This is a genomic window from Maricaulis sp. (assembly GCF_030149515.1).
In the GTDB taxonomy this organism is placed as follows: Bacteria; Pseudomonadota; Alphaproteobacteria; order Caulobacterales; family Maricaulaceae; genus Maricaulis.
In genome coordinates this window covers 1-17,766 of the sequence record NZ_JASBRI010000002.1, presented here as the reverse complement: position 1 = coordinate 17,766, position 17,766 = coordinate 1, and the positions used below count along the sequence as shown (strand labels likewise).

General features: G+C 64.5%; 20 protein-coding genes and 1 tRNA gene. 6 read left to right on the top strand and 15 right to left on the bottom strand.

What is annotated here, in order from left to right; translation table 11 throughout:
* Positions 1-108: 108 nt before the first annotated feature.
* On the bottom strand, positions 109-1,011 hold the full coding sequence (locus tag Q1U94_RS01220; protein WP_300541094.1) for a phytanoyl-CoA dioxygenase family protein: 903 nt from the start codon (positions 1,009-1,011) through the stop codon (positions 109-111).
* A gap of 315 nt (positions 1,012-1,326) precedes the next feature.
* Here Q1U94_RS01220 and Q1U94_RS01215 point away from each other — a divergent pair, with 315 nt between their 5' ends.
* The gene (locus Q1U94_RS01215; RefSeq protein WP_300541092.1) at positions 1,327-1,974 is read left to right on the top strand and encodes a TetR/AcrR family transcriptional regulator; all 648 of its coding nucleotides are present in this window, start codon (positions 1,327-1,329) and stop codon (positions 1,972-1,974) included.
* Here Q1U94_RS01215 and Q1U94_RS01210 read toward each other — a convergent pair.
* From Q1U94_RS01210 to Q1U94_RS01200, 3 genes are all read right to left on the bottom strand, one after another.
* Positions 1,966-2,808 (bottom strand): inositol monophosphatase family protein, encoded by an 843-nt coding sequence (locus Q1U94_RS01210; RefSeq protein WP_300541090.1) that lies wholly within the window; start codon positions 2,806-2,808, stop codon positions 1,966-1,968. The two genes, Q1U94_RS01215 and Q1U94_RS01210, sit on opposite strands and share 9 nt — an antisense overlap.
* Before the next feature lie 151 nt (positions 2,809-2,959).
* A tRNA-Leu gene (locus Q1U94_RS01205) sits at positions 2,960-3,046 on the bottom strand.
* Positions 3,047-3,109: 63 nt separating this feature from the next.
* Entirely contained in the window at positions 3,110-3,358 is a 249-nt protein-coding gene (locus tag Q1U94_RS01200; RefSeq protein WP_300541088.1) for a FliM/FliN family flagellar motor switch protein, read from the bottom strand.
* 84 nt (positions 3,359-3,442) lie between these two features.
* Here Q1U94_RS01200 and lipB point away from each other — a divergent pair, with 84 nt between their 5' ends.
* Complete coding sequence (gene lipB, locus Q1U94_RS01195; protein ID WP_300541086.1) at positions 3,443-4,204, top strand: lipoyl(octanoyl) transferase LipB; 762 nt, start codon at positions 3,443-3,445, stop codon at positions 4,202-4,204.
* On the opposite strand, the gene Q1U94_RS01190 is transcribed toward lipB, so the two are convergent.
* The 5 genes from Q1U94_RS01190 to Q1U94_RS01170 form a co-directional block, all read right to left on the bottom strand.
* On the bottom strand, positions 4,134-4,655 hold the full coding sequence (locus Q1U94_RS01190; RefSeq protein WP_300541085.1) for a hypothetical protein: 522 nt from the start codon (positions 4,653-4,655) through the stop codon (positions 4,134-4,136). The two genes, lipB and Q1U94_RS01190, sit on opposite strands and share 71 nt — an antisense overlap.
* Positions 4,656-4,735: 80 nt before the next feature.
* Positions 4,736-5,209 carry a DUF805 domain-containing protein gene (locus Q1U94_RS01185; protein ID WP_300541083.1) on the bottom strand — a complete coding sequence of 158 codons (474 nt, stop codon included), beginning with the start codon at positions 5,207-5,209 and terminating at the stop codon, positions 4,736-4,738.
* An 86-nt stretch (positions 5,210-5,295) separates the two neighbouring features.
* A complete protein-coding gene (locus Q1U94_RS01180; protein WP_300541081.1) occupies positions 5,296-5,775 on the bottom strand; it encodes a DUF805 domain-containing protein in 480 nt (159 codons plus the stop codon).
* Between the two features lie 17 nt (positions 5,776-5,792).
* Positions 5,793-7,802, bottom strand: a complete 2,010-nt coding sequence (locus Q1U94_RS01175; protein WP_300541079.1) for an acetyl/propionyl/methylcrotonyl-CoA carboxylase subunit alpha — start codon at positions 7,800-7,802, stop codon at positions 5,793-5,795.
* A gap of 90 nt (positions 7,803-7,892) precedes the next feature.
* The gene (locus tag Q1U94_RS01170) at positions 7,893-8,345 is read right to left on the bottom strand and encodes a potassium channel family protein (RefSeq protein WP_300541077.1); all 453 of its coding nucleotides are present in this window, start codon (positions 8,343-8,345) and stop codon (positions 7,893-7,895) included.
* Between the two features lie 130 nt (positions 8,346-8,475).
* On the opposite strand from Q1U94_RS01170, the gene Q1U94_RS01165 reads away from it, so the two are divergent.
* Positions 8,476-9,384 carry a fatty acid desaturase family protein gene (locus tag Q1U94_RS01165; RefSeq protein ID WP_300541075.1) on the top strand — a complete coding sequence of 303 codons (909 nt, stop codon included), beginning with the start codon at positions 8,476-8,478 and terminating at the stop codon, positions 9,382-9,384.
* Between the two features lie 565 nt (positions 9,385-9,949).
* On the opposite strand, the gene Q1U94_RS01160 is transcribed toward Q1U94_RS01165, so the two are convergent.
* Complete coding sequence (locus tag Q1U94_RS01160) at positions 9,950-11,482, bottom strand: acyl-CoA carboxylase subunit beta (RefSeq protein WP_300541073.1); 1,533 nt, start codon at positions 11,480-11,482, stop codon at positions 9,950-9,952.
* Between the two features lie 140 nt (positions 11,483-11,622).
* Here Q1U94_RS01160 and Q1U94_RS01155 point away from each other — a divergent pair, with 140 nt between their 5' ends.
* Positions 11,623-12,717 carry a GNAT family N-acetyltransferase gene (locus tag Q1U94_RS01155; RefSeq protein WP_300541071.1) on the top strand — a complete coding sequence of 365 codons (1,095 nt, stop codon included), beginning with the start codon at positions 11,623-11,625 and terminating at the stop codon, positions 12,715-12,717.
* Positions 12,718-12,723: 6 nt separating this feature from the next.
* Entirely contained in the window at positions 12,724-13,515 is a 792-nt protein-coding gene (locus Q1U94_RS01150; RefSeq protein WP_300541069.1) for a hypothetical protein, read from the top strand.
* Between the two features lie 93 nt (positions 13,516-13,608).
* Here the strand turns inward: Q1U94_RS01150 and Q1U94_RS01145 are convergent, their stop codons facing one another.
* The 4 genes from Q1U94_RS01145 to Q1U94_RS01130 are packed head-to-tail and all read right to left on the bottom strand — an operon-like array spanning position 13,609 to position 16,342.
* Positions 13,609-14,133 (bottom strand): GrpB family protein, encoded by a 525-nt coding sequence (locus Q1U94_RS01145; protein ID WP_300541067.1) that lies wholly within the window; start codon positions 14,131-14,133, stop codon positions 13,609-13,611.
* Positions 14,134-14,154: 21 nt separating this feature from the next.
* On the bottom strand, positions 14,155-14,832 hold the full coding sequence (locus tag Q1U94_RS01140) for a 2OG-Fe(II) oxygenase (RefSeq protein ID WP_300541065.1): 678 nt from the start codon (positions 14,830-14,832) through the stop codon (positions 14,155-14,157).
* 50 nt (positions 14,833-14,882) lie between these two features.
* Positions 14,883-15,650, bottom strand: coding sequence for an ATP12 family protein (locus tag Q1U94_RS01135; protein ID WP_300541063.1), 768 nt, complete (start codon positions 15,648-15,650; stop codon positions 14,883-14,885).
* Entirely contained in the window at positions 15,647-16,342 is a 696-nt protein-coding gene (locus Q1U94_RS01130; protein WP_300541061.1) for an HAD-IA family hydrolase, read from the bottom strand. The genes Q1U94_RS01135 and Q1U94_RS01130 overlap by 4 nt, the downstream gene beginning before the upstream one ends.
* A gap of 109 nt (positions 16,343-16,451) precedes the next feature.
* Here Q1U94_RS01130 and Q1U94_RS01125 point away from each other — a divergent pair, with 109 nt between their 5' ends.
* Positions 16,452-16,775 carry a DUF1244 domain-containing protein gene (locus Q1U94_RS01125; protein ID WP_300541059.1) on the top strand — a complete coding sequence of 108 codons (324 nt, stop codon included), beginning with the start codon at positions 16,452-16,454 and terminating at the stop codon, positions 16,773-16,775.
* On the opposite strand, the gene Q1U94_RS01120 is transcribed toward Q1U94_RS01125, so the two are convergent.
* Positions 16,772-17,766 (bottom strand): RluA family pseudouridine synthase (locus Q1U94_RS01120; RefSeq protein ID WP_300541057.1); only part of this gene is annotated, 995 nt, incomplete at its 5' end. The two genes, Q1U94_RS01125 and Q1U94_RS01120, sit on opposite strands and share 4 nt — an antisense overlap.

Sequence of the window (17,766 nt, the reverse complement as noted above, 5' to 3'; positions counted from 1 at the left end):
CGCTCTGTCGCCAATGGCCGTCACACTAGGGCCCGCCGCGCGCAAAATCGAGAGAGGCATCACCCGCAAATACGACAATTTGCAGACGTTTCGGAGACCGACTGGCGTCTATTCCAGCACGCGCCGCGGATGCATGCCGTCGACATAGCCCATGAAGGGCGGATGGATGGAATAGCCGATCAGTTCGCGGGCGCGCTCGGGCAGGTTCGCCGCGGCCTTCCGCGGCACAGCGGCCAGCATCGTCTCCAGCGGCCGGGCCCAGCCGGGACAGTATTGCGGCGTCACGATCAGGCGCGGCCTTTCTGACCGGTTTGCCCCGCCGCGATGCCACAGCGTGCCCTTGGCCACCATGAAGGATCCCGCCGGCATGACGGCCTTGATCGCCTGAGGATGCACGCCGGGATCATCGCCCGTATCGCGGATCTCCCGGTCGGTGAAATTGCGGGCCTCCAGCGAGCCCTGTTCCGGAGCGCCCGCCCAGATGTGGCTGCCCGGAATGATCTCCGTGGCACCATTGTCCTCCGTCGTGTCGTCGATCGACCAGAATGCGCTGACCCCGCAGGACGGCCGCGGCCGCGGCAATTGGATATGGGCGTCGTCATGGTGCCAGGGCTGAACCGTCTCGCCCGGCTGGAGATTGATCGCCAGACAGGCCGACAGGAGGCAGGACGGTCCCAGATCGGCCTCGGCAAAGGCCAGCGCCAGGGGGTGGGTCACGAGTTCGGCGAAAACCGGCGATTTGGCCAGCAGCGCATAGACCCGGTTCGACCGCAGCCCCTCGAAATCGTTCCGGCCGGCCAGGTTCTGTTCCAGCCAGGGCGCCAGCGCCGACCGCAGGGCATCGATGTGTGCGCCATCCAGAACCCGTTCGAAAATCACATATCCGTCCCGGTCATAGGCGGTCAGGCAATCCTCGGCAGAGCGCCCGTTCAGATATGGCTGCATCGCTGCCAGCAACGCGGCGTCCGCTGCAGCGCTCCGCACCGGCGCATCCGGGCCCGTATCCACCATCATCCGTCTCCGTTTCCGCTCCACGCCTGTTGCGCGCCTTCCGTGACACTAAGCAATTCCAGGCGCGAACGCCCCTCTGCAGGCCGAGGCCCGAGACAGGCCCGCGCCTCTTGATCACACCCGGCCTCCGACCCCGCGCTCGCAGGCGCCGCTGCCCGCTCTGGAGGCCGCCCGGGCCGGACGTTCTCCGGCTTCGGCCAGCTTTCGGCTCCGGGCCGCCCCGCACGCACAGGATCGAACACGGCATCGGCTCGATCCGGACTTGAATTGAATTCAATTCAATCTACGATACGAGTCAAGTGAAAGGTGACTGCCATGCCCGGATCCACCCCGGCCACATCGTCTGCCTCCTCATCGTCTGCCTCCTCGCCCGGATCCGTTGCCGGACACCCGCGCAGCAAGGCCGCCGATCGTTTGCTGGACGCCACCCGCGACGCCTTGCTCGAAGGCGAGGGCGAGGTCGAGATGAGCGACCTGGCCCGACGGGCCGGTGTCTCGGTGGGGTTGGCCTATCACTATTTCCGCAACAAGGCCGGGCTGCTGGCAGCCGTCATCGGGGCCTTCTATGACCGCTATGACGCGGTCGCCAACCAGCGCTATGACGGCGCCGTCGACTGGTCGACCCGCGAGCGGGCCCGGCTGGAGGCCACGATTGACTTTCTTTATGCCGACCCGATGGCTCCACTCGTCCTGGGCCGGATGAGCCGCACTGCCGAAGTCGCCGAAGCCGAACAGGCCCGCTTCCTGTCGATGCTGGACCTGTCCCGCCGCAATATCGAGGATGGCCAGAAGCGCGGTTTCATCCCCGCCTCGATCGATGCCGGCATCGCCAGTGCCGCCATTGCCGGTGCCTGCCGGATGAGCTTCATCCAGGCCATGCGCGCGCGCCAGCGCCCCGATGCCGGCCAGCTTGCCGACCAGCTCTGGCGCATGATTGCTGGCGCCCTGCGCCTGTCAGCCTGATGCGGGCGCGGAAGAACCGGCCGCTCCGGGTTCCGCCAGCGCCAGGAACTCGCCCAGCAGCGCATCCGACGAGGCACTGACCAGGCTGCCTGCCTCTATCAGACCATCGCGTTCGCCGGCGAGCGACGCCACCAAACCGCCGGCCTCGCGCACGCAGGGTATGATCGCGGCGGCATCCCAGGGCGCCATGATCGCATCGACCGCCAGATCGATGCGCCCGGCGCACAGCAGGGCATGCTGGCCGCAATCGCCGAGAAAGCGAAGCTTGCGCGAGCGTTGCGCCAGCCGGCCGATCGAATAGGCGGCATGGCCGGCATGAGGGTGGACCTCGCTGGCGTGCAGGCCGGCCGACGACACAAAGGCATCGGCCAGGCGAACGCCCGGCGCTGTCCTCAGGCGCTGTGCCTCGGCCGCATCATCCGCCTTCCGCCAGCATCCCAGCCCTTCGGCCGCATAGACCACCTCCCGCTGAGCCGGCAGGGCGATCACGCCGAGTACCGGCTGCCCCCGCCGCGTCAGCGCCACCAGCGTGCCGAACAGGGGCATTCCGAGCGCGAAATAGGTTGTTCCGTCGATCGGGTCGACAATCCAGCAATCCTCCGATGTGCCCGCATGGCGGCCGGTTTCCTCGCCGAGAAAGCCGGCCGACGGATGGGCCTTCGCGATGGCCTCGCGCATAACGGTTTCAGCACGCTTATCGGCCTCGGTCACCTCGCTGCCATCCGCCTTGAACGCGACGGCGCCCCGGCGGAAACGGGGCATGATCTCGCGCTCCGCCAGCACCGCGAGATGGCGGGCAAAATCCAGCAGGTCGGGCAAGTCGGAAACCGGCATGGTCAGGCACTCCCAATGGCAATGGCCGGAGACTAACCACGGGCCGGCCGCGCGCGCCTGCACAGATTGCGTATGCCCGTCATGCCATGACGGATATTGACCCGGCGCGGTTCGGGCGGCGCGGGCAGGTGTGCTATTTCCACCGGGAGAATGGTGCGGTCGAGAAGACTCGAACTTCCACGGGTTTTACCCCACAGCGACCTCAACGCTGCGCGTCTACCAATTCCGCCACGACCGCACGTCATGGAGGCGCGGGAGATAGCAACAACGCCGCGCCTTGTGAAGAGTATTCTGTAGCGCTTTATGCAGCAGCGAAAAATTCGTTGGCGTCCGCCGGACCGGTGATCGATACGGCAATCCTGTCGCCCTGGATGATCACGTCGCCACGCGCGATGGGGTGGTTGTTGGCGAGAATCCACACCTGGTCGTCCTCACCCGAGTCGAGCGGGATGACCGCGCCGCGGCCCATGCGCAGGAATTGCTGAATCGGCATCTTGGACCGACCCAGAAGGACCGATATTTCGACATCGACAGATCCGACCTGACTCACGGAAAGCTCCCAGGGACTTGCGGTTCGTGGATTCGAACCTGATGTTCGTCCGGTACGGTTTCCGCAGCGTTAAGAAAACAAGATATGGCATTACCGCCGGTCGATTGGGCCGTTTCCCGGGACTTTGTCCCCTACCCCGCCGCCGTGGACTTCATGGAGGCCCGAGCCGCCGCGATCGCCGACGGGCGGGAGGGCGAACTGGTCTGGCTGCTCGAACACGAACCGCTCTACACCGCCGGCACCAGCGCCAGGCGCGAGGACCTGCTGATGCCGGACCGGTTTCCCGTCCACGAAACGGGCCGCGGCGGCGAATACACCTATCACGGGCCTGGCCAGCGCGTGGCCTATGTCATGCTGGACCTGACCCGGCGCGGCCGCGATGTGCGCCGCTTCATCCAGGACCTGGAGCGCTGGCTGATCGCTTCGGCGGCGCAATTCGGTGTCACGGCGGGGCCGCGCGACGGCCGGGTCGGGGTCTGGGTGGATCGCGGAGAAGGCCGGGAAGACAAGATCGCCGCTATCGGCGTGCGCCTGCGCCGGTGGGTCTCCTTCCACGGCATCGCTTTCAATGTCGATCCCGACCTGACGCATTTCGGCGGCATCACGCCCTGCGGCATCTCCGATCCGCGCTATGGTGTGACCAGCCTGGCCGATCTGGGCCATGCGGCCACCATGGCCGATTTCGACGCGGCGCTGCACCTGGCCTTCACCGAGGTGTTCGGCGAAGCCAGGCGGACGGCACCGCCGGATCTGGGCGCAGTGGCCCAAACCGGATCTAGGCGCCCGGCCTCGCCATGCGTGCGAACCAGATCGCAAACACGGCAATCACCAGCCAGAAACCGATGAAGGAGCCGGGCCCGGTCGCGCTCATCAATTGCTGCAGCAGTTCGGGATCATTCTGCATGGCACGCTGGAATTCCTGCTGGAAACCCGGATCGTTCAGCGCCTCGGCCAGGGCCTGCTGGTCATCCGTGTCGACTCCGTTTTCGGCGGCAAATTCGGTCATCGCGGAATAGGCGCCGGGAATCATCGCGAAAAAGGCCCCTATCCCCTTCGCCACGATTGCCAGTCCCAGCGGGAGAAAGGCGATGCCGATACCACGTCCGGCATGCCGGCGGCGATTGGCATGCAGGGAAAACACGAAGAACCAGATCGCCAGCATGCCCACCCATCTGGGCACCGGCCCCAGCCCGTACTGGATGCGCAGGAAATCGAGAAAGGCGAGGATGGCAATCCCGGCCAGGTACGCCGTGATCGAGGCCCGGTAGACGGGCAGGAAAAGTACGAGCGGGTTCATCATTTCCCCCTGGAACCAACACATGAAAACGGGGCCGCACTCTTGCGGCCCCGCAGCCCTCGATCAAGTGGAAACCGGTGCTAGACCGCTTTCGGCTTGAGGCGGAACATGTAGAAACCCAGCGCACCGTTGACGATGACGGTCGACAGGATCTGCATGACGATCCGGTTGGCGCCGTAGGCCTGCTGCATGGAGGTCATGTCCATTGTCATCGACACGCCGAAGACCGGCGCGAGGATCATGTTGATCACGATCGACAGCACGATGGCGACAGCAATCGCCGCGAGCGTCATCCAGCCCGACTGGCCCGCATCGTGAAACCGCTTCGAAAAGATGCAGACCCAGGCGAAGATCGAGACCAGTCCCACCAGCAGGCCGATCAGGCCGAACAGCATGCCCAGTCCGGGCAGCAGGGCGAGAATCTGGAACAGGATGTTGACGGCCACGATGGCCACCAGCCCCTGCGCAAACTCCATGGGCCCCAGCTTGCCGCTGGCCCCGAACAGGATCCGCGTGGCATCCTTTGGATTGATGATGAAATCGTTGAGCGCCATGTGCCGCCTCCCCTTCAAGATTTGAGGAGCTTAACGCGACTCGCGCGTATCGGCACGCCAAAATTCGCGTCTAAGGCGATCCCGGCCTAATCGTCGGTTGAAGCCGTCGCCTCGATAGTGCGGACCGGCGCCGGGCCGTAGGCATTGGCGCCGGCCTGTCCCTGCGCCAGACCGGCCCAGAGCGTGTAGACCAGCCAGACCAGGTTGGAGAGCCCCATCATCAGGGCAAACCCGCTGCCGGCAGTCACCATCGCCCAGGGATTGAAATCGTCGCCCGACAGAACGGCCGAAATGATTGCGCCGCCGATCATCATGCCGCCGATGATGGAGATCAGCAGTGTCAGCCCCCAGGGAATGACATGGATCCAGGCCGACTTGCCGGCATCGTGCAGGCGCTTGCCGTAGACGCAGACGCCGACATAGATAAGGAACAGCCAGAGCAGACCGCCCAGCACCGGGACCAGGCCGGACAGGACATTGCCGGCGATCAGCAGAAGGACACCGATCCAGAACTCCCGCGGCGCGATGCGGCCATTGGGATTGAGCAGAACGTATTGCAGATCCATCGGTGTCCCCTTCCGGCCTATTCGAACTCGATCATCAACTCGTCGGCCGCGACCGACGCCCCCGGCGCCACCCGGATCGCCTTGATCGTCCCGTCGGTTTCGGCACGCAGCACGTTTTCCATCTTCATCGCCTCCACCACGATCAGCGGCTCACCGGTCTTCACGTCCTGACCCTCTTCCACATCGATGGCCACGACAAGGCCCGGCATGGGCGAAACGACAAGTTTTGCCAGATCCGGCTTTTCCTTTTCCGGCAGGCGTACATGCAATTCCGCCGAGCGCGGCGTGCAAACCAGGCCCACCGCCTTGAAACCGCGATGACGCAGGAGATAGCCTTCGGTCCGGTCGGCGAATTCCAGCGCCACAGGCTCGCCATTGATCGCCGCCTCGAACAGATGCCGTCCCGGCCGCCAACCGGTCGTCACGGTCAGCTTTTCCGACACCAGGGAGGGGGCCCACACCGTGGCGCCCCCCTCGCCCGTCATCTCGATCTCGACCGGAATGTGGCGCTTGTCGAGGAAGACCACCCATTCACGCGTGGTCACCTGCTCTTCCGGACGCAGCCGGCCTTCCGTCCGGCCGGCCCGCCGGGTCAGGGTCTCATGCACGAAGGCGGCGGCACAGGTCATGGCAACGAGCTGGTTCTCGCGCGGGGCTGTGCCATGGAAACCCTCGGGAAAATGCTCACCGATATAGCCGGTATGGATGCGCCCGGCGCGGAAGTCCTGCTCGTCCAGCACGGCAGAGAGGAAGGGCGCGTTCGACTGCAGCCCTTCCACATGCAGCCGGTCGAGAGCCGCCGCCAGCGTGTCGATGGCGATCTCGCGGGTTTTGCCATAGCCGATCACCTTGGCGATCATCGGATCGTAGAAAAGCGAGATCTCGTCGCCCTCACGCACCCCGGCATCGATGCGCAGCACGCCCTCGCCCAGCTTGCCCTCGGCGGGTTCGACAAAGCGTTTCAGCCGCCCGATCGAAGGCAGGAAGCCGCGATAGGGGTCTTCCGCATAAAGCCTCGCCTCGACCGCCCAGCCGTCGATCTTCACATCCCGCTGGGCGATATCCAGCTCTTCCCCGGCGGCGACCCGGATCATCTGCTCGACCAGGTCGAGCCCGGTCGTCAGCTCGGTGACGGGATGTTCCACCTGCAGGCGGGTGTTCATTTCCAGGAAATAGAAATTCTTGTCCTTGTCGACGATGAACTCGACCGTGCCGGCGCTGTCATAGTCGACCGCCGCGGCCAGGGCGACGGCCTGCTCGCCCATCGCCTTGCGGGTCCTGGCGTCCAGAAAGGGCGACGGCGCCTCCTCCAGGACTTTCTGGTTGCGGCGCTGTATCGAACATTCGCGCTCATTGAGATGGATGACATTGCCGTGCTTGTCGCCCAGCACCTGGATCTCGATATGGCGCGGTTCCTCGATGAATTTCTCGATGAGGATGCGATCGTCGCCGAAGGAGGACCTGGCCTCGTTGCGCGCCGCCTTGAACCCGTCCTTCACTTCCGCATCGGTGCGCGCGATCCGCATGCCCTTGCCGCCGCCACCTGCCGAGGCCTTGAGCATGACCGGATAGCCGATCGCCTTGGCCGCCGCGAGTGCCGTGTCGGCATCGGTAATCTCGCCGTCGGCGCCGGGAATCGTCGACACGCCGGACTTGGCGGCCAGCTGTTTGGACCGGATCTTGTCGCCCATCGCGTCGATGGCATTCACATTCGGGCCGATCCAGGCGACGCCGATCGCGTCCAGAGCCTTGGGAAAGGCCGCGTTTTCCGACAGGAAGCCGAAACCGGGATGCACGGCGTCGGCGCCGGTTACCTTGATCGCTTCGAGAATCCTTTCCAGCACGAGATAGCTCTCGCCCGGTGCGGGCGGGCCGATGAAGACCGCCTCGTCCGCCATCTCGACCGCCAGGCTGTCCGCATCCGCCTCGGAATAGACGACCACCGTGGCAATCCCCAAGCGCTTGCAGGTCTTGATGACGCGAACTGCGATCTCGCCACGATTGGCGATCAGGATCTTCTTGAACATAAAGGCCCCAGTGACAAAGGCGGGCGGACGCCCCGGATGCCCAAGGGTTTAGCGTGGCCCGCCCGCCCCCGGCAAGCGCGGCAGCTGAGATCACTCCTCCTCGCCCAGGCGCACGAACCAGGCCCGTTCCAGCGTGCGCAGCTTGCCCAGAACATAGACCAGGAAGGCGGTGGACCAGCCGATCATCAGGAAACCGATCAGCGCCTCCACCGCCACCAGTATGCGCCAGTGGCTGTCCAGCACGATGTCGCCCATGCCCAGCGTGGTGAAGGTGGACAGAGAGAAATAGACCGCGGTCTCGAACGAGGCGATCTCGCCCAAGGCGAGGAAGGCCAGCGCAAAGACGAACACTTCCAGCGCATGGATCAGGAAAACGCCCAGCACGATGGCCAGGATGAAGAGCGCGAGCTCGATCCGGTGTCCCGGCGAATCGACCCGGCTGCGATGCTTGCCGGTCAGCGCCATCAGGCCCAGCAGCCCCGTCATGTGGATGGCCGTCGTGATCACCACCATCACGGCGGACAGCAAAAAGGCCTGCAGCATGGGACACCTCCCCTCGGCCGCACTCTTGCCCCGCCCCGTACGGAATTCAATCGGCGCGGACCATCCCCGGGCGCCCCGCGCTTGGAGTGAACACTGTTTTCTGGCACAGTCCCGCCGCAGGGAGAAGCGCATGCCGACAAGTATTCCGGGTAACGACAAGGCGCTGTCCGACTGTCTCGGCCGGGCCGAATTGCGCGCATTGTCGAAAACGACAAACTGGCAGGGTGCGCTGATGCTGGGCGGCGATATCCTCCTGCTCGCGACGGCCTTCGCGCTGGCCGTCGCCTGGCCCAACCCGCTCACCATCGTGCTGGCGATCCTGCTGATCGCGGGACGCCAGCTGTCCTTCGCCATCGTCATGCACGATTGTGCCCACAACGCCCTCTTCCGCACCCGATGGCTCAACACCATCGCCGGCAACTGGATCGGCGGAGCGGCGGTGGACGTGCCGCTGCAGCTCTATCGCGACTATCATCTCGATCATCACAGGCATGCCGGCACCGGGAAGGATCCCGACCAGGTCCTGGTGAAGAACTATCCGGTTACAAGGGACAGTCTGCGCCGCAAATTCGTTCGCGACCTGACCGGCCGGACGGGGATCAGGGAAGTTCTGGCTGCCTGGCGCGCGCCCGACTGGAAGGCCAAGGCGCCGCACCTTGTCCTCCACGCCGTCCTGATCGCCGCTCTCGCCCTGGCCGGCGGCCTTTGGGCCTATGCGCTGTGGTGGGTCGCGCGCATCTTCGTCTATCCGGCCATCATGCGGCTGCGCAATATCGGCGAACACGGCGTCGCCCCGGACCGCTACGACCCGGAACCGCGCCTGAACACCCACACCACCGTCGCCCGCTGGTTCGAACGCCTCCTTGTCGCGCCCAACCATGTCAACTACCACCTCGAACACCACATGTTCGCGGCGGTACCGCCCTACAACCTGCCGAAACTGCACCGGCTTCTGGCACAACGCGGCTATTACGAGGGCTATACCTGCATCAGCCACGGCTATCGGGAAATGCTGGGGAAGGCCGTGCGGGCGGGGTAGCCCGGCCCTTCCACCCGTCCTGCGACAAACCAAACACACAGGGACCTACTCACCTTCGATCGAGCGACGAGGCCGAGCGCAGGTAGACCCCGGCTCTCCAGCCCGCTTTCGCAGGGTTTCGCAGGGTGAAGCCTGCACCCGCGCATGCGGGTGGCCGGGAAAAGTGGAGAAAGGAAAGAAAAAGAACACTTCTCCCTGACGCCGTTCCCGGCCCTGGCGGATCCGGCACCTCTTCATCGTTTCAGGACCATCGCCGCCGATGAGACCGCTCCCCCTCAACCGGGTCCCGGCACAAGGCCGGGGAAAACACGAGTATTTGCAGGGAAAGAAGGCGTTGGAAAACTCGAGCCCCCAGCTCGCACCCCGCCTTAAACCCCATGCCAGCCAGCGGGACCCTTGAGGCGGGATCTCGGCAAGCGATTTAAGGACTTATGTTGGCCGCTGGCCAATTTTGGGGGAGGAGCGGTGGAAACAATCGCAACCAACGAAAACCGGGCTGAAAGAGTGAAGGCGCGCAAAGCCCTAAAGGATGAGCTTCGCGCGACCTCTAAATAACCCAAAACCCCTAAAGCGGAATATTGTCGTGCTTCTTCCACGGGTTTTCACACCTCTTGTTCCGCAGCGTGCGTAGCGCGGCGATCAGGCGTTTGCGGGTGTTGTGGGGCATGATGACATCGTCGATATAGCCGCGGCCGGCGGCCACGAAGGGATTGGCGAAGCGGTCCTCGTATTCGGCCGCGTGGGCGGCCATTTTCTCTTCGTCGCCCAGGTCCTTGCGGTGGATGATTTCCGCGGCGCCCTTGGCGCCCATCACGGCGATCTCGGCGGTCGGCCAGGCATAGTTCACATCGCCGCGCAGATGTTTCGAACTCATCACGTCATAGGCGCCGCCATAGGCCTTGCGCGTGATGACGGTGAGCTTGGGCACCGTCGCCTCGGCATAGGCGAAGAGGAGTTTGGCGCCGTGCTTGATGAGGCCGCCATATTCCTGCTTGGTACCCGGCAGGAAACCCGGCACGTCGACGAAGGTGACGATCGGGATGTTGAAAGCGTCGCAGAAGCGCACGAAGCGGCCGGCCTTGCGGGACGCGTCTATGTCCAGGACGCCCGCCAGGCTCATCGGCTGGTTGGCGACAAAGCCCACAGGCGCACCGTCCAGGCGGCCGAAACCGGTGACGATATTGGATCCGAAATCCGGCGCGATCTCGAAGAAATCGCCCTCGTCGGCGACCTTCTCGATCAGTTCCTTGATGTCGTAGGGCTTGTTGGGATTGGACGGAACCAGCGTATCGAGGCTTTTCTCCTGCCGGTCCGGATCGTCGAAAGTCGGGCGTTTCGGCGGGGTCTCGCGGTTGGAGAGCGGCAGGAAGTCCACCAGGCGGCGGATCTGCACGATCGCCTCGAGATCGTTCTCGAACGCGCCGTCAGCCACGCCGGACTTTTTCGCATGCACCGAGGCCCCGCCGAGCTCTTCATGGGTGACGGTTTCGTTGGTCACCGTCTTCACCACGTCGGGGCCGGTGACATACATGTAGGATGTGTCCTTCACCATGAAGATGAAATCGGTGATGGCCGGGGAATAGACGTCGCCGCCGGCGCACGGACCCATGATCATCGAGATCTGCGGCACCACACCCGAGGCCAGCGTGTTCTGCAGGAAAATGTCGGCATAGCCGGCCAGCGAGGCGACACCTTCCTGGATGCGCGCCCCGCCGGCATCGAAAATGCCGATCACCGGCGCCCCGTTCTGGATGGCCGCCTTCTGGATCTTGACGATCTTCTGGGCATGGGTTTCCGAGAGCGAGCCTCCGAAAACGGTGAAATCCTTGGAGAAGACGTAGACGAGACGGCCGTTGACCGTGCCATGGCCGGTGACCACGCCATCGCCGGGTATTTTCCTGTCCGCCATGCCGAAATCATTGCAGCGGTGTTCGACGAACATGTCCCATTCCTCGAACGATCCGGCATCCAGCAGGAGCTCGATCCGCTCGCGTGCGGTGAGCTTGCCCTTTGCGTGCTGTGCCTCGATGCGCTGTTCCCCGCCTCCCATGCGCGCCGCGGCGCGCTGGGCGTCCAGTCGTTCGATCACGTCTTTCATGAACTGGGATCCTTCCCCGGATGATTTCATGTTCGTCCGCTCGATAGCAGACGCCGCTCACCAAGGGCAATCAAGCGGGTGCGTGCAACGCGGCGCACGGCTTGCATCGCGCAACCTCACGAACCAGCAGGGGGCACTCCATGCCAGCACCGGTCTACAGCGCGGACATGCTCAGAGCCGATACGCTTTCGGCCCGGCAGCGTGCGGCCTGGACCGGCATGCGCAATGAGAATTTCGCCCTGGCTTCGCCTTATTTCGCCCTCGGCTTCACCGATATCCTGGCCGCTGCACGCAGCGATACCCACGTCCTGGCAGTGTCCCGGAACGGCACGCCGGCCGGGTTTCTGCCGCTGCACCTGTCACGGTCCGGCGTCGCCCGTCCGGTCGGCGGGCCGCTGGGCGATCACCACGGGCTGATCACCGGCGATCCTGATCTCGATCTCGAATCGGTCCTGCCGAAGGCCGGCTTCGGCGTGCTTGCCTTCCACGGTGCCCTGGCCGACCAGACGGCCTTCGCCCGTCATTGCGACGGACCGCCGACTCTCTCATGGGTATCCGATCTCTGTCATGGCTATGACCGTTTCATCGCCGACTGCACCGAGGCCGATGCCAAGGCCATGCGCAATATCCGCGCCCGCCAGCGCAAGCTGGACAAGCTGGACGCAACGGTCACGATCCGTATCGACGATCGGCGCCGCGAAGCACTGGACGCACTGATCGCCGCCAAACGCGGACAATACCGGCGCACCCACGCCCTCGACACCTTCCAGGCCTCCTGGGCCCGCCGGGTGGTCGACGACCTGTTCGAGTGCCGGGACCAGGAACTCGCCGGCGTTCTGTCCACGCTCGAAATCGACGGCCAGCTGGCCGCGGCACATTTCGGCATGCGTTCGCGGGACGTGCTGCACTACTGGTTCCCTGTCTTCTGGCCGGACTTCGCCCATCTCGGCCCCGGCCTGACGCTCTATCTGGAGATCGCCCGCCAGCTGTCGGCAGACGGTATCACCGCAATCCACCTCGGGCCGGGCGAATACGACTTCAAGAAGCGCCTCTCCAATGCCGCCTTCGGCGTCGTCTCGGGACAGATCCGCCGGCCGACACTGGTCGGTCGATTGGCCGCGGCGGGTAATGGAATAGACCGCCTCGCCCTGCAACTTCCGCTGGGCCGCTTCGCCAGCTGGCCGGGCCGCGCGATCCGCCGGATCGACAAATGGGCCGCCGTTCACGCATTCTGAGGGAGGATGCCGCACATGCTGTTTTCACCGGATGGAACCGTCGATTCGCCGCTTCAGGCCGTCGCCTTCATATGTCTGTGTGCCCTCGGCCTAGCCATCGCGATCAGAAGTCTGATGCGCGGGGCGCAAAGGCTCGGCACCGCCGGCCTCGTCGGCCAGTTCGCCACCGCCGATCTGCTGCTCATCGCCGCGCTCGCACTCCTGGTCCCTCTCAACCTGATCCATCATGCCCATATGCCGATAACCGGCGTCTTCCGGCCCGATGTCGGCGATGGCGGACTGGTGGAAAACCTGACCGTCACGCTCATGCTTTTCCCGGTAATACTGGTCGCAAGCCGCCTGGGCAGTCACCGGCGCAGTATGGCATTCGGTCCAGTCAGCCTCGTGCTGATGTGCATTTTGCTGGTGCTCGCCTTTGGCGAGGAAGTCAGCTGGGGGCAACACTGGTTCGGCTTTACCCCGCCTGAAGCGGTCGCAAGGACCAACCTCCAGGAGGAGTTCAATCTGCACAACTACATCACGCCATCGACGATGGAACTGGCCTATTTCCTCGCCGGCGTGGTGCTCATGATCGGCGCCGCGCGGCTGGGATCGCTGGTCGAGGCGAGCGACGGCGATACCGTCCTGCTGCCGCTGCGGGCCCTGCTTGTTCTTACCGCGGCGCTCATGGGGCATCACATTTTTCAGGAACTGGCCGAACTGGCCCTGATGGTCACAGCCTTCCTGGTCTGGAAACGGCTCGATGATGGCCGGCTCAGGTTTCGTTCCCGACCGTTGCGCATGCTCGCTGCACGCTAGCACGCTTCAGCAGTATCGCTGACGTTACGTCGGCGCCGGATGAGTGTGCGGTCCCGCTCTTGCGACCACAGAACCGGATTCTGCGTTTTCCGGTCACCCACGCCGTCCGGCGTTCCAGGCCAGCGCCTCGGCTTCGGTGCGAGCAATCCAGTCACTCTTGGCATCCTGGTAGTCCCGTCCATTCCTGCCCTGTCCGGCCGTCAGGTCGGCCTTGAGATCGGAGTACACACGCGCAATTCCGGGATGGGCGCGCAGATAGTCGCGAAAGGCGAGATGGCGGGCGATTTCGGGCACACCGTCCCGGAAGACGTGCACATGATGTGTACGGACACCGGCGGCGTTCGACTTGCGAAAATACCGGCGGCCGGCGATCCCGTACTCGCCTTTCGCTTCGTAGCCGAGGGCGCACAGCGCACCGGTGAGGCGATCGACTGCGCCGAGATCGCTTGCCGCGACCAGGATGTCGATGACCGGTTTGGCCAGGATGCCGGGAATTGACGTCGAGCCGACATGCTCGACCCGGACAGCGATCGCCCCAAATGCATCCTGCAGCGCCTCGGCCTCCTGTGCGAATGCACCGGCCCAGGCCGGGTCGTGCGGCACGACGACAGCAGTCATGATCTGCCCCGATACGACGGCTTACTGGAAGGGATTCAGCTTCTTCAGGAAATACTGCAGGCCGCCGCGGTTTTCCTTGCGATCGAGCTCTTCCTGGGATGTGAGGAAGGTCGTCTGCACGACATAGCGTTCGCCCTCGAAAGGCAGATGGCCGTGCCAGGAATGGTCGTCGCGCAGGAATGCGAAGACATAGCCGGCCAGGGGCGGCACCTCTTCGGTGAAGTCCTCGAAATCCGTCGGCCCGTTGAGCACGCGGATACAACCGGCTCCCGAACCGTCCCATTCGGCGTTCAAATAGGTCAGCATGGTCAGGATCTTGGACTTCGAATCATTGTGGATCGGACCATCGGAGAGCTGGGACAGACGTCGCACCGTGATCATGCGCGGCTTTTCGGTGAAATCGACACCGAACTTGTCGGTGAGGACCTGCGCCAGCTCCGCCGACATCAGATCGTCCATCAGCCGTTTGAATTCGCCCGCCGCCTCCAGTTTGGAGAGCGGCAGATAGCCGGGCTTGTTGATGACCGGATAATCGCGGCGCACATCTGCCGCTTCATTCGCTGTCACGGCGCCTTCGGCGACGAAATAGTTGTAGGGCTCGGTACGCAACTCGGCCGCCCGCAGCACGTCGAAATCCAGCATACCGCCGGGGCCCGTCCTGCCGGCGGATCTGGGTTCGCTCGCAACGCTGTCGGCCATGACATTCAACTCCGGAAATCGCTGTCAAACTAACTCAGTGCGCCATTCCATCAAGCCGCCTGCACCGCGTCCAATGCGCGCAGCATCCGCTCCACGGCGACAAGTTCGCGCTTGAGGAGCGCCATGCGTTCGGCCGCTTCCGCGTCCTCGCCCCACTGGCTGGCCTGATAGGCTTCATCGACGCTGGAAAGCGCAAAGGCTTCACCGCCGTCGATCTCGCCGTCCAGGAGTGCCAGCCCCAGGATCGCCGACCCGCAGATTGCCGCGGCATGGGCCAGGGCGGTCAGGCGCCAGATATCCTGTCCGGCGGCCTTCGCCATTACCCGCTGCAGGGCGACCGGATCCTGGTTGACGGGCAGCACGCCTGTCGCCGCAACGAAATGCGCATCCAGCGCCCTTTCCGCCCACGCCAGCATCGGATCCCAGGCCGCCGCCTGCGCGGCCACCAGGTCTGCAGGTTCCGGCGCGCGGAAACACAACAGATCGGTGGACGCGTATTTGGTGACCTCGGCCACGGTCTCCTCGTGTGCTCCGGCCATCCGGTCCAGCGCGACAAAGCACAGCCGGGTAACAGGCATGGCCGGCGCGTCGATACGCTCGCCCTGCTCAGCCCATTCCCCCGCAATCAGCTGAGCCAGGCCTTCGACGGGCACCGCCAGGGTGTTCTTGCCCGGTGTCCTAACGGCGCGCCCGTCCAGAAGCACAGCCCAGCCCGTCTCAGCGCGTTCGACGGTCACGGTCTTGTAGAAGCGCTTCGGGCGGACATCCTCGGGCCTGGGCAGACGAACGCCCGGCTTGGTCTCGTATTTCTCGTTCATGCCGCGCTCTCTTCCACAGCCGCCCCGAATGCGTCCAGCGCGGCGTTCAGCGCGGTGAAGTCATGGTGCACGGCATGCGCACCGCCGTCGCGGATCTCGTCTTCGGTGTGAAAGCCCCAGCTTACACCCAGCGCATGCACTCCCGCGCTGCGACCCATTTCCATGTCGAACCGCGTATCGCCGATCATTACCGCCTGGTGCGCATCGGTCCCGGTCTCCCTCAGCGCATCCAGAACCATGCGCGGATGCGGCTTGCCCGGACCGCCGTCAACAGTCTGGAACGTGTCGAAATAGCGATGCAGATCGTGATGTTCGAACACAATGTCCAGGCCGCGCCGGGCCTTGCCCGTCGCCACACCCATCAGCCAGCCCTCGTCTGCCAGCCGCTGTACGGTATCCAGTGCGCCCTCATAGAGCGGCTCCTCGAATCCGGGCTCGGCCCGCTGTTCCACAAACGCCTCCTTGTAGAAGGTCGCCAGATGAGGAATGCGTTCGGCCGGATAATCGGGCGGCGCCAGCCGCATGATCGCCTCGGTGAGTTCCAGGCCGACAATGGTGCGCGTGCGATCGTATTCGATCGGCGGCAGCCCGGCGCGGAAGAACGCCTGCTCCATCGCCCGCTGAATCACCTTCCGGCTGTCCACCAGCGTTCCGTCGATATCCCAGATGGCGAGTTTCAACGGTGCGGACATGGCGGACTCCCTTGCGGCAACAGCCGCTCGATAGGCGCCCCTTGCCGGCTTGGCAAGCCGGGCCCGCGTCATGCTAGCTATGCATCACCGCGAGAGGAGACCCGACACCATGACCCATCCTGGCGACCTCACCGACGCCCAGCGCACCGAACTGGACGCCGCCGCCTTCCGGCGCCTGGTGGCGCATCTCGACGCGCACAAGGAGGTTCAGAATATCGACCTCATGCTGCTCGCCGATTTCTGCCGCAACTGCCTGGGCGACTGGTGGCGAGAGGCTGCGATGGAACGGGGCGTCGAGATATCCAGGGATGATGCCAGAGCACGCGTCTACGGCATGTCACCGGCCGAGTGGAAAGCGAAATACCAGGCCGGGACCAGCCCGGAGAAATTGGCGGCTTTCAAGGCGAAACAGGCAGCAAAGGGCAAAGCCTAGGCCAGATCTTCCTCGATCGTCGACTCGTCGATCTCGCGTTCATCGAAACCCAGCGTGTCGTAGATTTTCCGGAGCGGCTTGGGCAGGCCCGCCGTAATGACCATCGGGGGCCCTTTCTCGCGGGGGATCTCCAGCCGGCGCGCATGCAGGCACAGGCGCCGGTCGAGATCCTCGGGCGCAGGGCGGTCGCAGGTGTACTTTCTGTCGCCCAGGATCGCCGTCCCCATGGCGGCAAGATGCACGCGCAACTGGTGCGTCCGGCCCGTCACCGGGCGCAGCGCCACCCAACTGGCCTTCTGGCCTGCCTCGGCAACGACGACATAACGGGTCAGTGCATGGCTGGCCCCTTCCTCGCCGTGGGCGGCGCCGACCATGGTCTCGCGTTCGGAATCCGCACCCGCTCCGGCGGCCTTCTTCAGGAAACCCTTGATCTCGCCCAGCTTGGGCTTGGGCACGCCGATGGCGATCGCCCAATAGGTCTTCTTCGTCTTGTGCGACTGAAAGGCCCTGGCCAGCCGGGCGGTGGCCTTGGGGCCCTTGCCGACGATAAGGACTCCGGATGTATCCTTGTCGAGCCGGTGGACCAGGCGTGGCCGGTCGAGCCCGCTGCCGAAGGCATCAAGCAGTCCGTCGAGATGACGCGTTGTCTTCGATCCGCCCTGAACGGCGAGACCTGCCGGCTTGTTGAAGGCAATCAGCTCGTCATCCTCGTAGATGACGAGGGATTTCACGTAGGCGATGTCCTCCGGCGAGAGGCGCGGCCGGTCTGGCTTTTCGCCGGGTTCCGGCAGTGGCGGAACCCGTATTTCCTGGCCGGCAGAGACCCGGCTGTCCCCCTTCACCCGGCCACCATCAACGCGAATCTGCCCCTTCCGGCAAAGCTTCTGCACCATCACCGCCGAGACATGCGGAAATCGCCGCTTGAACCAGCGGTCGAGGCGGGAGCCGTCTTCGGACGGCGCCACTTTCAGGGTCTGAACGCCACTCATGC

Excerpts from the sequence above, each read along its gene's own strand:
- Q1U94_RS01220 (WP_300541094.1), bottom strand. The coding sequence starts at position 1,011 with ATGGTGGATACGGGCCCGGATGCGCCGGTGCGGAGCGCTGCAGCGGAC.
- Q1U94_RS01215 (WP_300541092.1), top strand. The coding sequence starts at position 1,327 with ATGCCCGGATCCACCCCGGCCACATCGTCTGCCTCCTCATCGTCTGCC.
- Q1U94_RS01210 (WP_300541090.1), bottom strand. The coding sequence starts at position 2,808 with ATGCCGGTTTCCGACTTGCCCGACCTGCTGGATTTTGCCCGCCATCTC.
- lipB (WP_300541086.1), top strand. The coding sequence starts at position 3,443 with ATGGCATTACCGCCGGTCGATTGGGCCGTTTCCCGGGACTTTGTCCCC.
- Q1U94_RS01190 (WP_300541085.1), bottom strand. The coding sequence starts at position 4,655 with ATGAACCCGCTCGTACTTTTCCTGCCCGTCTACCGGGCCTCGATCACG.
- Q1U94_RS01185 (WP_300541083.1), bottom strand. The coding sequence starts at position 5,209 with ATGGCGCTCAACGATTTCATCATCAATCCAAAGGATGCCACGCGGATC.
- Q1U94_RS01180 (WP_300541081.1), bottom strand. The coding sequence starts at position 5,775 with ATGGATCTGCAATACGTTCTGCTCAATCCCAATGGCCGCATCGCGCCG.
- Q1U94_RS01175 (WP_300541079.1), bottom strand. The coding sequence starts at position 7,802 with ATGTTCAAGAAGATCCTGATCGCCAATCGTGGCGAGATCGCAGTTCGC.
- Q1U94_RS01170 (WP_300541077.1), bottom strand. The coding sequence starts at position 8,345 with ATGCTGCAGGCCTTTTTGCTGTCCGCCGTGATGGTGGTGATCACGACG.
- Q1U94_RS01165 (WP_300541075.1), top strand. The coding sequence starts at position 8,476 with ATGCCGACAAGTATTCCGGGTAACGACAAGGCGCTGTCCGACTGTCTC.
- Q1U94_RS01160 (WP_300541073.1), bottom strand. The coding sequence starts at position 11,482 with ATGAAAGACGTGATCGAACGACTGGACGCCCAGCGCGCCGCGGCGCGC.
- Q1U94_RS01155 (WP_300541071.1), top strand. The coding sequence starts at position 11,623 with ATGCCAGCACCGGTCTACAGCGCGGACATGCTCAGAGCCGATACGCTT.
- Q1U94_RS01150 (WP_300541069.1), top strand. The coding sequence starts at position 12,724 with ATGCCGCACATGCTGTTTTCACCGGATGGAACCGTCGATTCGCCGCTT.
- Q1U94_RS01145 (WP_300541067.1), bottom strand. The coding sequence starts at position 14,133 with ATGACTGCTGTCGTCGTGCCGCACGACCCGGCCTGGGCCGGTGCATTC.
- Q1U94_RS01140 (WP_300541065.1), bottom strand. The coding sequence starts at position 14,832 with ATGGCCGACAGCGTTGCGAGCGAACCCAGATCCGCCGGCAGGACGGGC.
- Q1U94_RS01135 (WP_300541063.1), bottom strand. The coding sequence starts at position 15,650 with ATGAACGAGAAATACGAGACCAAGCCGGGCGTTCGTCTGCCCAGGCCC.
- Q1U94_RS01130 (WP_300541061.1), bottom strand. The coding sequence starts at position 16,342 with ATGTCCGCACCGTTGAAACTCGCCATCTGGGATATCGACGGAACGCTG.
- Q1U94_RS01125 (WP_300541059.1), top strand. The coding sequence starts at position 16,452 with ATGACCCATCCTGGCGACCTCACCGACGCCCAGCGCACCGAACTGGAC.